At 60.1% G+C, this 14,708-nt stretch carries 15 protein-coding genes; 2 read left to right on the top strand and 13 right to left on the bottom strand.

What is annotated here, in order from left to right:
* Positions 1-65 precede the first annotated feature (65 nt).
* On the bottom strand, positions 66-401 hold the full coding sequence (locus tag AC1RP7_RS23780) for a DUF2834 domain-containing protein (RefSeq protein ID WP_493180937.1): 336 nt from the start codon (positions 399-401) through the stop codon (positions 66-68).
* A gap of 247 nt (positions 402-648) precedes the next feature.
* Between AC1RP7_RS23780 and ilvA the strand changes: the two genes are divergently transcribed.
* Complete coding sequence (ilvA, locus tag AC1RP7_RS23775; protein WP_340311986.1) at positions 649-1,662, top strand: threonine ammonia-lyase, biosynthetic; 1,014 nt, start codon at positions 649-651, stop codon at positions 1,660-1,662.
* A 64-nt stretch (positions 1,663-1,726) separates the two neighbouring features.
* Here the strand turns inward: ilvA and eco are convergent, their stop codons facing one another.
* Positions 1,727-2,209, bottom strand: coding sequence for a serine protease inhibitor ecotin (eco, locus tag AC1RP7_RS23770; RefSeq protein WP_090455325.1), 483 nt, complete (start codon positions 2,207-2,209; stop codon positions 1,727-1,729).
* Between the two features lie 278 nt (positions 2,210-2,487).
* Between eco and AC1RP7_RS23765 the strand changes: the two genes are divergently transcribed.
* Entirely contained in the window at positions 2,488-2,754 is a 267-nt protein-coding gene (locus AC1RP7_RS23765) for a DUF1652 domain-containing protein (protein ID WP_057714758.1), read from the top strand.
* Here the strand turns inward: AC1RP7_RS23765 and AC1RP7_RS23760 are convergent.
* The 11 genes from AC1RP7_RS23760 to AC1RP7_RS23710 all read right to left on the bottom strand — a co-directional run bounded on the left by AC1RP7_RS23760 (position 2,751) and on the right by AC1RP7_RS23710 (position 14,639).
* Complete coding sequence (locus AC1RP7_RS23760; protein ID WP_340311983.1) at positions 2,751-3,146, bottom strand: hypothetical protein; 396 nt, start codon at positions 3,144-3,146, stop codon at positions 2,751-2,753. The genes AC1RP7_RS23765 and AC1RP7_RS23760 overlap by 4 nt on opposite strands.
* A gap of 91 nt (positions 3,147-3,237) precedes the next feature.
* The gene (locus tag AC1RP7_RS23755) at positions 3,238-3,504 is read right to left on the bottom strand and encodes a DUF2790 domain-containing protein (RefSeq protein ID WP_492587120.1); all 267 of its coding nucleotides are present in this window, start codon (positions 3,502-3,504) and stop codon (positions 3,238-3,240) included.
* Between the two features lie 307 nt (positions 3,505-3,811).
* Complete coding sequence (locus AC1RP7_RS23750; RefSeq protein ID WP_493180936.1) at positions 3,812-4,756, bottom strand: carbohydrate kinase family protein; 945 nt, start codon at positions 4,754-4,756, stop codon at positions 3,812-3,814.
* Positions 4,757-4,769: 13 nt separating this feature from the next.
* A complete protein-coding gene (gene xylB, locus AC1RP7_RS23745; RefSeq protein WP_493180935.1) occupies positions 4,770-6,266 on the bottom strand; it encodes a xylulokinase in 1,497 nt (498 codons plus the stop codon).
* Positions 6,267-6,433: 167 nt separating this feature from the next.
* A complete protein-coding gene (locus tag AC1RP7_RS23740; protein ID WP_090455316.1) occupies positions 6,434-7,906 on the bottom strand; it encodes a mannitol dehydrogenase family protein in 1,473 nt (490 codons plus the stop codon).
* 16 nt (positions 7,907-7,922) lie between these two features.
* Positions 7,923-9,026, bottom strand: coding sequence for an ABC transporter ATP-binding protein (locus AC1RP7_RS23735; protein ID WP_493180934.1), 1,104 nt, complete (start codon positions 9,024-9,026; stop codon positions 7,923-7,925).
* 164 nt (positions 9,027-9,190) lie between these two features.
* Entirely contained in the window at positions 9,191-10,021 is an 831-nt protein-coding gene (locus AC1RP7_RS23730) for a carbohydrate ABC transporter permease (protein WP_493180933.1), read from the bottom strand.
* Positions 10,022-10,029: 8 nt separating this feature from the next.
* Positions 10,030-10,956, bottom strand: a complete 927-nt coding sequence (locus AC1RP7_RS23725; RefSeq protein ID WP_046042047.1) for a carbohydrate ABC transporter permease — start codon at positions 10,954-10,956, stop codon at positions 10,030-10,032.
* 154 nt (positions 10,957-11,110) lie between these two features.
* Positions 11,111-12,421: an ABC transporter substrate-binding protein gene (locus tag AC1RP7_RS23720; RefSeq protein WP_493180932.1), complete on the bottom strand. Its 1,311-nt coding sequence runs from the start codon at positions 12,419-12,421 to the stop codon at positions 11,111-11,113.
* A gap of 360 nt (positions 12,422-12,781) precedes the next feature.
* Positions 12,782-13,687: an AraC family transcriptional regulator gene (locus AC1RP7_RS23715; RefSeq protein WP_090455307.1), complete on the bottom strand. Its 906-nt coding sequence runs from the start codon at positions 13,685-13,687 to the stop codon at positions 12,782-12,784.
* Between the two features lie 61 nt (positions 13,688-13,748).
* Positions 13,749-14,639, bottom strand: a complete 891-nt coding sequence (locus AC1RP7_RS23710; RefSeq protein WP_218495731.1) for a phosphatidylinositol-specific phospholipase C domain-containing protein — start codon at positions 14,637-14,639, stop codon at positions 13,749-13,751.
* Positions 14,640-14,708 lie beyond the last annotated feature (69 nt).

Raw genomic sequence — 14,708 nt, 5'->3', positions numbered from 1 at the left:
TTCAAATCTTGTGTAGGAGCGAGCCTGCTCGCGATTGCAATTTAAACCTCATTACGGGAGGTCGGTCAGATCTGTCGAGTCGCGGCAACTGAACTCTTTCGATTCTGAAACCCACGTACCACCAGATACAACAATGGCCCAATCGACACGAACACAGCGGTAATCAGTAGATATGGCACCACCGAAACCGCCGACTGCCCGCGCTTTCGCGCATCCTGGTACATCCAGATCGCTGCCAGCGTCGCCAGCAGGTAAAGATCGATCACCACTTGCGCAGTATCCGGGCGTGACATCAGGCTGATGCCGAAATCGATCAGCGATTGTTCGGCCTGGAGCATCACTGAAACCGTATAGCCGGCAAAAGCGATCAAGGCGATAAGGGGCAGGGCAATGGCCTTCATGTTTTCCTTCCTTGGGCAATGAATAGAACCGGTAGCCTATAGCGACCACCGCAAACTTGCCATTGACTTGCCATCAACGTCCGGCTAATTTCGAGCCATGACTTCCACCGTATTGCGCTGCCAGCCAAGCATTATTACCGCCATTCCTCATTTGGCGGGCTAGCTCACGACTGCAGCACCCAACCCGCCCTCGAGGCGGGTTTTTACTTTCTGTCTCCCGGGCCCCGATCAATGTCAGGAGACGACGATGAGTTTCACAACCGATCAACAGGCCTTGCTTGAAGGCTACGTGAAAAAAATCCTTGCCGCGCCGGTCTATGAGTTGGCCGTGCGCACGCCTTTGCAACCGGCACCGGCCTTGTCCGAAGCCTTGGGCAACCAGATCCTGCTCAAGCGCGAAGACTTGCAGCCGACCTTTTCCTTCAAGATCCGCGGTGCCTACAACAAGCTGGTGCAACTGAGCGAGGTGCAAAAGGCCCGCGGCGTGGTTACGGCTTCTGCGGGCAATCATGCGCAGGGCGTGGCACTGGCGGCGCGGGAGTTGGGGATCAACGCCACCATCGTCATGCCCTGCACGACGCCGCAGTTGAAGGTCATCGGCGTGCGCAGTCGCGGCGCCGATGCGGTGTTGCACGGCGAAAGCTTTCCGTTCGCACTGGCCTTTGCGCTGGATTTGGCCCGGGAAACCGGTCGCACCTTTGTTTCACCCTTCGACGACCCGGAGGTGATCGCTGGGCAAGGCACGGTGGCAATGGAAATCCTGCGCCAGCATCAGGGGCCTCTGGACGCGATCTTCGTGCCGGTGGGTGGCGGGGGGCTGATCGCGGGTATCGCCGCCTACGTCAAATACTTGCGGCCGGAAGTTCGCGTCATTGGCGTCGAGTCGGAACATTCCGCGTGTCTGCAAGCGGCGATGCATGCCGGCGAACGGGTCGTGTTGCCGAGCGTCGGCACCTTCGCCGATGGGGTGGCGGTGGCGCAGATCGGCGCTTACGGTTTTGAGGTCTGCCGGTTTTGCGTCGATGACGTGGTGACGGTCAGTAACGATGAACTTTGCGCCGCAATCAAGAATATCTACGATGATACCCGCTCGATCACCGAACCTTCCGGTGCGCTGGCCGTGGCCGGGATCAAGAGGTACGTCGCGCAGACCGGTGCATTGGGGCAGACCCTGGTGGCGATCGACTCGGGTGCCAACATCAATTTCGATAGTCTGGGGCACGTGGCCGAGCGCGCCGCGTTGAGTGGCGCCCCGGCATGATGCCTGGGCAGGTCGACAGCGGACGCCGCAAGCGGGCGCCGCGAAGCCCCGCCGGATGGCCGGGTTATTCCTGAATGGCTTTCTCGACCTTGGTCGACGCCGACCAGATCCGATAGCGCACTTCGATGTCCTTGGGCACGTACAGCACGAGCGGCAGCTTGCTGTTGTAACGCAGCAGGAAGCCGTCACCGACCACCGGTACAAAACCCTGTTTGCTCGTGCCGCCCGGGCAGGCCATTAGCGTGCTCATCGGACCAATGACTTTTTCCAGGCGATAGAACGGATAGCCCCAACCCTCGAGGTTCTTCTCCTCGAGAATACCGCCCAGGCGCGGGTTGTTGCAGTCAACGGTCATCGTCTTGCCGGCCAGGATCTCGACCTGGAAGTCGCTTTCCCGGGTCTGAGGCGCTAGGTGGATCACCTGACGGGTGAACCCGCTTTCGGCCTTCGGATAGGGTGCGGTGTCTTCGAGTTTGGCGGCGTGAGCAACGCCGGCAAGCCCCAGTGCGAACAGCGCTGTGCAAGCGTTAACGGTCAAAGAATTCATGATGCCTCCTTGCTTGAAGTGAAGGGCGGCATTTTCACTGTCGTGTGCAGTGAATGCAAACTCGCGATCCCCCGCGTGCAAATTGCAGGGTCGCCAGGGGCGCTTATTGCAAACCGCATGGCAGGTTTACAGGTGATTCGTCTAAATCCTTGAAGTGCCGATGAACTGCACTACGAAATTCAGGGTATGTTTTATGCTGTAGGTGCCCTTGAAGCTTGCCGGGATTTCAAATGAGCAAGCATTGATCGTCGGGCCGTTTCACAAAGGAGGGAGTTGCCATGTTTCTTTCTGCCTTGGAAATTCGCAATATCATCGAAAGCAGTTTTCTGCCCAAGCGCTGCCAGTGCACGCTGTCACCGGACCTGTCGATGACCGTCAAGGTCTATGCAGACGGGCAAACCGATCAGCTCGATCTATTGGTCACCGGCATCGATGCTTCCGGGCTCAATGGTTGTCGGGAAATCAACGAGCTGATTGCCCAACTGCGTTCCAGGCAGCATCACGTAGAGGTCGAACCGCACTCTATGCTGGGCAAAGCACTCTAGTCTGCTGTTTCGGGTTCCAGGGGCACGCGCCGGGTCTGGAAGAACGCCAGGCCCAGCGCCAGTTCAAACCCGACCGCCAGTAAAATGCCCGGCCCGACATGGCCGTTGAGCCATTCGGCAAAACCCAGCACGGCCAATCCCCAGCAGCCGACGACGAAGCCGAGGCTCAGCGCATTGCGGGTTGCGCAAGGAGGGGCATTGCGAACCAGAAAAGAGAACACGCTTAACGCCCCAAACAGCACGGCGGTGCGTCGCGCGACCAACCCCACCGCGAATGAAAACTCGATATCCCAGAACGACAATAACCATTGCGGTGTCAGACCCCAGACCAGACTGAGCAAAAGACATAGGGCGGCGCAAAACAACGACAGCGTGCGAAACGACAACTGCATGGCGAATCCTTGCGGGCAGAGAGGGAGGCGCTAGAGCATAGCGCCGCAACCCTCAAAGGAATACTGCCAAGTACCAAATCAGATTTTTCGGTCAGCCCTGGTTCTCGCAAGCGTCGGAAAGTTTACGGTAGGAAATTTCTGCGGTTTTTCCCGTGTCATCGATGTACTTCATCTCGGCCTTCACCACCTTGCACTCCAGGGTGTCCGGCTCGGTCAGTGAAATCACTTTGCTGACATGCAATGGCATGCCGTAGTGATAGGGCACGGCTTGAGAGGTCGTGGTTTCATTGGCCTGAGCCAGGCCGGCAAACGCGGTGCAGGTGAGAGCGGCGGTAACCAGCAGGGTGCGAGTGTTCATCAGCGATCTCCGGTGCGGACGGAATGTCAGTTCGATGTGTCGCTTGTCGAACTTGCCGCACTGGGCGTCAGAACAGTCTGAGGGCGTGCGGTCCAGTGAAGTGTTGGATCGCACGGTTAAGCGAGGGTTAACCCGGCTGAACACCGCCTGTCGCGGATGCGCGATCCTGTATATCAGTTAAGACCATCGGGCGCCTGATAGAAAGTCATCGCGAGCAAGCTCCCACAATGCCCGAGCGTCGACACAAATGTTGTGAACGACCCGCAACCCTGTAGGAGCGAGCCTGCTCGCGAAGAGGCCCTCGAATTCAGCGCAAATCCAGTTGCTTGCGATAAGGCAAATCCGGCCCGGTCTTGCCGCACGTCAGCGCCGCCGCCCGCACCGCGAACTTCAGCATGCGGTCGATCTGCTCGCGGCCCAGTTGCTTCAAGCCCTCCACTGAATCCAGTTGCTGTTCGGTCAGCCAGGTAATCAGCGCCGCCTGAAAGGTATCGCCGGCGCCCACGGTGTCGGCGATTTTTACCGAACAGGCGGGGGCCGACCACGAACCATGTGCCCGACTGAACACGGTCGCGCCTTCGCCACCCCGGGTCAGGAATACCAGCTGACAGCGGTGCTGCAACCAGCCCTCGATCACCTGCGCCGGGTCCTGGTCGGGGTATAGCAGATGCAGGTCCTCGTCGCTGACCTTGATCAGGTCGGCCAGTTCCACCAGTGTCGCGACTCGTTTACGCCACAGGTCGATGTCCGGCTCCGGGTTCAGGCGCACGTTCGGATCGAGGCTGATCAGGCGCTTGCCGCTTTCCCGGCGCACCAATGCCAATAGCGTGTCGGCAATCGGCTGCACCACCAGGGAAAACGAGCCGATATGCAGGCCGCGTACCTCAGACCCGAGTGTCGGCAGGTGCTCCGGTTGCAATTGTCGATCCGCGCAACCTTCGCCACGGAAGCTGTACTGCGGCGAGCCATTGGCGCCCACGGCGACCATTGCCAGGGTGGTCGGCGCGGCAAACTCCAGCAGGTAGTCCAGGCACACGCCCTCATCTTGCAGCACTTGCAGCAGGCGCCGGCCCAAATAGTCGGTGGACAACCCGGCCAACAGCGCCGCGTCCACGCCCAAGCGGCGCAAGCCCACCGCCACGTTGAACGGCGAGCCACCGGCAATGGCCTTGAAATTCACTTTGGACGCCAGCCCACTGGCGTCGTTTTCACTGAAAAAATCGAACAGCGCTTCGCCACACACCAGGTACATAGTTGTTCACTCTTCAAAGGGTTGCGACATGCTGTTGATAGCGTTCATACGCCTGCTGACAGGCTTGCACATTGTCGGCGACCGGCAGGGTTTCACTGGCCGGGTCGAGTTTTACGCAGCGCTCGCACAATTGCGCCAGGCTGTCTTCGTGCCCGTTCGCCCGGGATACGCACCAGGCCGCCTGAATCGCCGCACCCAAGGCTGCGGCCTCGCTTTGTTCGGTGCAGATCACCGGTGTATTCATGGTGTCGGCGACGATTTGCCGCCAGACCGCACTTTTTGACCCACCCCCAATCAGCCGAATGCTGCGGCTTTGTAAGCTATTGCGGCGTAGCAGGTCCAGTCCGTAACGCAAACCGAACGTCGTGCCTTCGACCACCGCGCGGCACAGGTTGGCCCGGGTCAGGTTGGTCATGGTCAGGCCCGACAGGCTGGCGCTGGCGTGGGGCAGGGCGGGCACACGTTCGCCATTGAAGAACGGCAGCATGCACACACCGTCGGCACCGATTGGCGCCTGGGCAACGAGGTCGTTGAATTGATCGATGTCGAGGTCCAGCAGCTCGCGAATCAGGCTGGTGGCATTGGTCAGGTTCATGGTGCAGATCAAAGGCAGCCAGCCGCCACTGGAAGAACAGAACGTGGCAACCGCGGCATCCGTGGCGACGTTCGGCTGATCGGCGTAGGCGTACACCGTGCCTGACGAGCCGAGGCTCATGGTGATTGCGCCAGGCTGGATGTTGCCGGTGCCGATGGCGCCCATCATGTTGTCGCCACCGCCACTGGACACCAGTGCCCGAGGGTTGATGCCCAGGTGTTCGGCGATGCCTGGCAGAATCGTGCCGACCGCCTGATGGGGGGCGATCAGTTCCGGCAGCGCCGCTTGCAGGCGTCCGCTGGGGTCGATGTCACGCAACAATTGCGAATCCCACTGACGCGTACGCACATTGAAATACCCGGTGCCCGAGGCATCGCCGTATTCGCTGCAACTGCGGCCAGTGAGCCAATGGTTGAGGTAGTCGTGGGGCAGCAAGATGCGGGCGATCCGGGAGAACACGTCGGGATGCTGCTCTTTGGTCCATAACAGCTTGGACAGGGTGTAGCCCGGCGCGATGACGACGCCAAGGCGTTTCAGCGAACCCTTTTCGCCACCCAGGTGGGCCAGCAGTCGGTCATTCTCCGGGGTGGTTTCGGTGTCGCACCAGAGTTTAGCCGCACGCAACACCTTGCCCTGATCGTCGAGCAGCACCAGGCCGTGTTGCTGGCCGGACACGCCAATGCCGAGGATCGACTGGCCATCGGCTTTGGCCGCGAGCAATGCGCGGCGAGTGGCGGTGGCGAAGGCTTCCAGCCACTGCTGGGTGTCCTGTTCGCGGCGGCCATCGGGGCCGCTGATCAGGCTGTGGCTGGCGGTTCCCTGGCCGAGCACTTCACCATTGGCCGTGTCGAGGATGATGGCTTTGGTGCCTTGGGTTCCGCAGTCGATGCCGAGGAAGAGTTGTCGGGTTGTCATGCAGTATTCCTGGTCGTCAGCTAGATACAAGTCTGGATTCACCATTCCCGGTGCCTGTCAGGCCGCCTTCGCGAGCAAGCTCGCTCCCACAGGGTTTGGTGTTGCTCACAAAACTCCTTGTGGGAGCGGGTTTGCTCGCGAAGGCGGCAGCAGGGCCACCGCAGGACTTACGCCAGCACCCGTTCCAACGTCCGCGACACCCCAACCTCGCGCAAACTGTTGCAGCACCACTCAAACGCCGCGACAAACTCCGGCGAGCGCGCAATGGCCGTACCAAAAATCTCCTCGACCGCCAGCAAGCGCTGGGTAATCAGCACATCATCGGCCACCAGCGCCTGGCAGAACGCCGCCCGTGGATCCGCAATCGTGTAGGTCTCGCCCTGTTCATCCACGCCTTTGAGATACAGCGCCCACGCCGCCACCACCAACGCAGCGCGCCGGGTCTCGCGGCCATCGGCGATCAGGCGGTTGATGGTCGGTACGGTGAATTTCGGAAACTTCGACGAACCGTCCGAACACACCCGTTCAAGCTGATCGGCAATCGCCTGATTGGAGAACCGCGCCACCAGGGTGTTCTTGTACTCGGTCAGGTCGATTCCCGGCACCGCCGGCAGCTGTGGCGTCACGTCCAGGTCCATGTAGGCGCGCATGTAGCGCACGAACAGCGGGTCGTTCATGGTTTCGTGGACGAAGCGGTAACCCTTCAGGAATCCCAGGTACGTCAGCGCCAGATGACTGCCGTTGAGCAGCTTGATCTTCATTTCTTCGTAGGGCGTAACGTCGTCGGTGAATTGCACGCCGACTTTTTCCCAGGCCGGGCGACCGTTGACGAACCTGTCTTCCAGCACCCATTGCGCGAAGGGTTCGCAGACCACCGGCCAGGCATCGTCCACGCCATGCCGGTCCGCCAGTTGCAGGCGATGGAGGGTGCTGGTCATCGGTGTAATGCGGTCGACCATGGCGTTGGGGAAACTGACGTTGGCGTCGATCCAGTCGCGCAACTGGCTGTCGTGCAAGGCGGCAAAGGCCAGCAGGGCCTTGCGGGTGACGGCGCCGTTGTGCGGCAGGTTATCGCAGGACATCAGGGTGAAGGCCGCTGTGCCAGCGGCGCGGCGCTTGGCCAGTGCGGCACACAGGAAGCCGAACACGGTTTTCGGTGCGCCAGGGTGCGCCAGGTCATGCTGGATCTGCGGTAAGTGCGCCATGAACTCGCCGGTGCTGTCGTCGATGCAGTACCCGCCTTCGGTGATGGTCAGCGAGACGATGCGGATCTCGGGGCTGGCCAGTTTGTCGATCAATGCCTGGGCACTGTCCTCGGCCAGCAGCATGTCACGAAGGGCGCCGATCACCCGCACTTCGGTGTCGTCGCTATCGCCGAGTTCGAACAGGGTGAACAGATAATCCTGATCCTTGAGATCGTCACGGGCGCGACGGTCCTCAGCGCGCAGGCCGACACCGCAGATAGCCCAGTCCAGGCCTTCGCCGGCATTCATCAAGGCGTCGGTGTAGTACGCCTGATGGGCACGGTGGAAACCGCCGACCCCGATGTGCGCGATACCTTGGCGGGTCTCGCCCAGGGCGTAGGCGGGCAGGACCACTTCAGGGGCGAGGCGGTTGAGGTTGAGTTGGTTCAATTTCATCGCAGGCTCTCTGAAATCAGGCAGCAACGCGCAACGGGCGGGTTAACGCCACGCCGTCGGCATCGAATAAATGGCAGTGTTGCGCATCCAGATGCAGGCTCAGGGTTTCACCGTAGCGGCTGGCCAGATCGCCGCGAACGCGCATGGTCAGGGCTTCGCCGGATGCCGTCCGGACGTGGCAGAAGGTGTCGCTGCCCAGGCGCTCGCTGACATCGGCGGTGACCTGCAAGGCACAGTCGCCGGGTTTGGCCAGTTCCAGGTGCTCTGGGCGAATGCCCAGTGTCACCGCACTCCCGACGCTCAGATGCCTGCCGCCCAAGGGCAGGCTGACGCAGGTTCCGGCGTCGAGTTGCACTTCACAGCCCTGGCTGTCGACGCGGGTGACCTTACCCTTGAGGAACCCCATTTTCGGTGTGCCAAGGAAACCGGCGACGAACAGGTTGGCCGGCTGGTGATAGAGATCCAGCGGCGAGCCGACTTGCTCGATCTTGCCACCATTGAGTACGACCACTTTGTCGGCCATGGTCATCGCTTCGACCTGATCGTGAGTCACGTAGATCATCGTGGCTTGCAGTTCTTTGTGCAGGCGCAACAGTTCCAGGCGCATCTGCACCCGCAGGGCGGCATCGAGGTTGGACAACGGTTCGTCGAACAGGAAGATTTTCGGGTTACGCACGATGGCCCGGCCAATCGCCACGCGCTGGCGCTGGCCGCCGGACAGTTGCTTGGGTTTGCGCTCCAGCATCGGCCCCAGTTCGAGGATGCGCGCCGCTTCGCTGACCTTCTTCTCTACTTCGGCTTTCGCCACGCCGGCCAGGTCGAGGGCGAACGACATGTTCTTGCGCACGCTCATGTGCGGGTACAGGGCGTAGGTCTGGAACACCATCGCCAGATCGCGCTTGGCCGGGCTCACTTCGGTGATGTCGCGGCCGTCGAGTTCGATGGTGCCGCCGCTGACTTCCTCCAGCCCGGCGATCAGCCGCAGCAGCGTGGATTTACCGCAGCCCGACGGGCCGACGAATACCACGAACTCCTTGTCGTTCACTTCAAGGTCGATGCCCTTGATGATGGAAAAGCCTTCGAAGCCTTTTTGCAGATTCTTGATTTTCAGGTTGGCCATGGTGATGGGCCTCCGTTTGTTTTTATTCAGTTGAACCAGGTGGGCTTTTTTGTGGGAGCGAGCTTGCTCGCGATGAGGGTGTATCCGTCGGCATTGATGCTGACTGACCCAGCGCTATCGCGAGCAAGCTCGCTCCCACAGGAGTCGCATTCGGTTAGCGGTATTCATTTCACGGCGCCGAACGACAGGCCGCGCACCAGTTGTTTCTGGCTGACCCAGCCGAAGATCAGGATCGGCGCACAGGCCAGGGTCGAGACGGCCGACAATTTGGCCCAGAACAGCCCTTCGGGGCTTGAGTACGAGGCGATCAATGCGGTCAGTGGCGCGGCTTTCGACGAGGTCAGGTTCAGCGACCAGAACGCCTCGTTCCAACACAGGATCAACGACAGCAGCACCGTGGATGCCAGGCCGCCCTTGGCGATGGGCAGCAACACCCGGAGCATCTCCTGTGCCAGCGTTGCGCCGTCCAGCCGCGCGGCTTCGAGGATGTCCTTGGGGATGTCCTTGAAGTAGGTGTAAATCATCCAGACCACGATCGGCAGGTTGATCAGCGTGTAGATGACGATCAGCGCGATCCGTGTATCGAGCAGGCCGAAACTCTTGGCCAGCAGATAGATCGGCATCAGCACGCCCACCGGCGGCAGCATCTTGGTGGAGAGCATCCACAGCAGCGTGCCTCTGGTGCGCCGGGTTTCGTAGAACGCCATGGAGTAGGCCGCCGGCACCGCGATCAGCAGGCACAGCGCGGTGGCGCTGAAGGAGATCACCACCGAGTTCCAGGCAAAACTGAAATAGTCGCTGCGCTCGTTGATGTGCAGGTAGTTCTCCAGCGTCGGCATGAAGATGAACTGCGGCGGCGTGGCGAAGGCATCGATTTCGGTTTTGAAACTGGTCAGTACCATCCAGAAGATCGGAAAGAAGATCAGGATCGCGATGGCCCAGGCCAACGTACCGAGCAGCAGGCTTTGCAGGCGACGGGATTGTTGAAGAGTCATGGCAGGCCTCAGGCTTTGTCGGTCAGGTTTTTGCCGATCATCCGCACCAGGATGATCGCGGCGATGTTGGCGATGACCACGGCGATCAGGCCGCCCGCCGAGGCCATGCCGACATCGAACTGCACCAGCGCCTGGTTGTAGATCAGGTAGGCGAGGTTGGTCGAGGCGTAGCCGGGACCGCCGTTGGTGGTGGTGAAGATTTCGGCGAACACCGAGAGCAGGAAGATGGTTTCGATCATCACCACCACCGCAATCGGCCGCGCCAGGTGTGGCAAGGTCAGGTGCCAGAAAATCGCGATGGGCCCGGCACCGTCCAGGCGCGCGGCTTCTTTCTGTTCCTGGTCGAGGGACTGCATGGCGGTCATCAGGATCAGGATCGCGAAGGGCAGCCATTGCCACGAGACAATGATGATGATCGACAGCAGCGGGTAGTGCGCCAGCCAGTCCACTGGTTGCGCGCCGAACAGCTTCCAGACGTAGGCGAGAATCCCCGACACCGGATGGAAAATCAGGTTCTTCCATATCAGCGCGCCCACCGTGGGCATGATGAAAAACGGCGAGATCAGCATCACCCGTACGATGCCGCGACCGAAAAACTCACTGGCCTCCAGCAATGCACTGATCAGCACGCCGAATACCACACTGATCAGCAGCACGCTGCCCACCAGCAACAGCGTGTTGGTGGCGCCGGGCAGAAAGCCGGAGTCGGTGAGGAAGTAGGTGAAGTTTTCCAGGCCGACGAACTCGTTCTCGCCGGGGTTGAGCAAGTTGTAGCGAATCGTCGAGAAGTAGACGGTCATACCCAGCGGTACGATCATCCACAACAGCAGCAATGCCACCGAAGGGCTGACCAGAAACCAGCCGGGATTGGCCACGCGGCTTTTGCGCTGCGGCTGGGCAATGTCCATGTGAGCTTTTGCAGTTGATGTATTCATGGTGTTAAACCGAATGGGTACAGGCAATGAAGATCAACTGTGGGAGCGAGCTTGCTCGCGATAGCAATCTGTCAGCCGACATCACTGTTGAATGTCATGGACTCATCGCGAGCAAGCTCGCTCCCACAGGGAACAGGGGGCAGGCTACTGCCGGTTACTTGGGATAACCCGCGCGCTTCATCTCGCGCTCGGTGGTTTGCTGGGCCGCCGCCAACGCCTGGTCGACCGTGGTCTGGCCGATCAGCGCCGCCGAGAAGGATTTGCCGACCTGGGTGCCGATACCCTGGAACTCGGGAATGGTCACCAACTGGATGCCGATGTACGGCACAGGTCTGGTGCCCGGTTTGCTAGGGTCCGCAGCCTTGAGCGATTCCAGCGTGACCCTGGCGAACGGTGCGGCACTCATGTACGCCTCGCTGTAGGTCGAGGCTCGGGTGCCCGGCGGCACGTTGGCGATGCCGTCTTTTTCCGCAACCAGTGCGCCGTATTCTTTGGACGTGGCCCAGGCGCTGAAGGTTTTCGCTGCGTCCTTGGCCTTGGAACTGGTCGGAATGGCCAGTGCCCAGGAGTACAACCAGGCCGAGCCCTTGTCAGTGACCTGATGCGGCGCATAGGTGAAGCCGACGTGATCGGTGACCTTGCTCTGGGACTTGTCGGTGACGAACGAACCGGCGACGCTGGCATCGACCCAGATCGCGCATTTGCCACTATTGAACAGCGCCAGGTTTTCATTGAAACCGTTGCTCGACGCCCCTGGCGGGCCGGATTTCTTCATGGTGTCGACATAGAAGTTCAGCGCGTTTTTCCATTCGGGATCGTTGAATTCCGGCTGCCACTTTTCATCGAACCAGCGCGCGCCATAGGCGTTGGCCACGGTGCTGATCAGCGCGATGTTCTCGCCCCAGCCGGCCTTGCCCCGTAGGCAGATGCCGTACTGTTCCTGTTCGGGTTTGTTCAGTTTGGCGGCGAATTCACCGATCTGCTCCCAGGTCGGGCGCTCGGGCATGGTCAGGCCGGCGTCCTTGAACAGGTCGGTGCGGTAATAGGTGATCGAGCTTTCGGCGTAGAACGGCAGGGCGTACAGCTGGCCTTTGACAGACAGGCCTTCGCGCACCGACGCAAACACATCGTCGAGGGCGTAACCAGCCGGCAAATCCTTCATCGGCTCCAGCCAGCCCTTGGCGCCCCAGAGTGCCGCTTCGTACATGCCAATGGTCAGCACATCGAATTGCCCGCCCTGGGTGGCGATGTCGGTGGTCAGGCGCTGGCGCAGGACGTTTTCTTCGAGGACCACCCAATTGAGCTTGATGTCCGGATGCTCGGCCTCGAAGGTTTTCGAGAGCTTTTGCATGCGGATCATGTCGCTGTTGTTGACGGTGGCGATGGTCAGGGTCTGTGCGCCAAGGCTGACGCTGCTGAGGGTCATGCAGGTGAGGGCAAGCAGGGCTTTTACCGAAGGTTGCATCGTGCACTCCTTTTCTGCACCCGGCGGGCTACAGAAGGACAGTTATTGTTTTTGTGTCTTCCGAAGGCAGGAAGAATGTGCGCTGATTACATCCTTCAATCGAGGGCGAGACAAATCATCCATCGCACTTCAATCGATACTTTTTTGCACTGAAGTTTTGAGGGGTAGACGCAGGGAAGGGCTTTTCAGCGAAGGAGGGGTATTGAATCCGTACAGGTTTCAGGGGGTAACGCTGTACCTGTGGAAGCGAGCTTGGTCCGGGCGGCGATCCGACGATGGCGGTGTATCAGGTTAATAAATGTCGACTGACACGGCCTCATCGCGAGCAAGCTCGCTCCCACAGGAATTTGAGGCGTGTCTTCAACCCAGGTTTTGCTCGGTCAACCGCTGCACCACCAGCCGCCGGTAATGCGAAGGCGTCATGCCCTTGAGCTGCTGGAAGCGCCGGTTGAAGTTGGAAATATTGTTGAAGCCCGATTCGAAGCAGACATCGGTCACCGGCTTGTCGCCATCGGCCAGCAACTCGCAGGACTTGCTGATGCGCAGGCGATTGACGAATTCGATGAAATTGCGCCCGGTGGCCTGCTTGAATACCCGACTGAAATAAGTCGGCTTCATGCCCAGGTGCTCGGCGACCTCTTCCAGCGTCAAGTCCCGGGCGTAGTGGGCAAAAATGTAATCCACCGCGCGGTTGGTGCGATCGATATTGTGCTCGTCCGCCAGTTGCGGGGTTGTGGCACCAGAGAGCAATTGGTAGTCGTCGGTGGCCGCAAGCAACTCCAGCAGAATGAAAAAGTGCCCGAGCCGGGTCATACCGGTGGTATCGGCGATGCGCTGCATCAGGTCCATCGCCTTGTCGATGGTGTGCTTGCAGCGAAACTCGATGCCGTACTGCGCGCGCTCCAGCAGCGGTGCCAGGGCCTTGAGTTCGGCGAACACCTGATAGCCGCTGTCGAACAACTCGTCTGTGAAATTGACCAGCATGTCACGCTTGGGCACCACTTCGTCCTCGGCCACCTGGCTGATCCAGTTGTGGGGCAGGTTGGGGCCGGTGAGAAACAGTGTCCGGGGATAGAAGTTGCCGATGTAGTCGCCGATGAACACCTTGCCGGAACTGGCGACGATCAGGTGCAGTTCGTATTCCTTGTGGAAATGCCAGCGCACCAGAGGGCAGGGGAAACCGTGCTGGCGATAGATGATGGACAAGCCGTTGTGGTCGTCCATCAACTCATAGGAAGGATCGGTGACTCTGGCGGTACGGGTCATGTCAGGGCGCTTGTGTAGTTATCCCGCCCCGATCATGCCTCTTGCCGGATGGATAGCGCTACTACCGCCGGTGCGTCTGTTCGTGCAAGGCACGGCCGTAAACCGCTTTCATGCTGGTGGCGCTCCAGCAATAACGAACGATGTCGGACTCGTCGAAAAAATCGGTGCTGATGATGCTGCAACGCGTGACCCAGTTTCTCGTGGTGTCGAACCAGTCGTTGATCTGCCGCTTGATATTTCCGGGCCCGCCGAGCAGCGAGTAGGTGGTCGCGGACAGTGACCAGAGGAAGGTTTCGTAGGGCGCATCTTCCAGGGTTTGCGCGATGTAGCGTTGCAGCTCGGCGGGGGCGGAGAACGCGTTGTCGCGCCATTTGTGCGGGATGCGAGGCCAGAAGTACTCGCCATCGAGCGCCGACAGGGCGGGTGCCGCCATGATCACCCGGCGATGTGGGCTCGCACTTTTGAGTTCTCCAACCGTTTTGAATCTGTCGCCTGGAAGGACGGCCCGCAGCCCTAGACGTCGCACGAGGCAGTCACTGAACCTTTCATGATCGAAAGGTTTATTGCCATCAGCCAGTTGATGGAAGTCCAGCACGATGAATTCGTCCGGGTTTCGATCAAGGAACAGCAGTACCGCGTCGATCAGATCGTCCAGGGCGCGGTGCGAGCGAAAGCCGTTGTGGTGAAAGTAGAAGCCCGATCGAGCCGCACCGGCGGTGTAGCCCAGACGGATATCAAAGGCGCGGGCGCCGTTGGCCAGTTGCCAGGAAAAAGTGTCGTTCTGACAAATCGTCCAATGGCCGAGCACCGCATCGTGGTTGGGCGCTTTTTTGTCCATTCCGGCGTTATGCACGCCAGGCCAGACGATATCGGTGAGTTTGAGTTGATTGATTTCGAGGGTGCTGCTCATCCAGGTTTGCTTGTCGAGCAAACCACGCGTATTGCTGGTCATGGCCATTCCTTGTGCGAATCACCCCATCCATTGGGTGTGAAGCGGTCAGATTAACCGGTCGGGCACAGC

The sequence above is a fragment of the Pseudomonas sp. GW822-FHT01E03 genome, from assembly GCF_058802985.1.
Note: the sequence above shows the minus strand (reverse complement) of the source record. Positions and strands in the feature narration are given on the sequence as shown.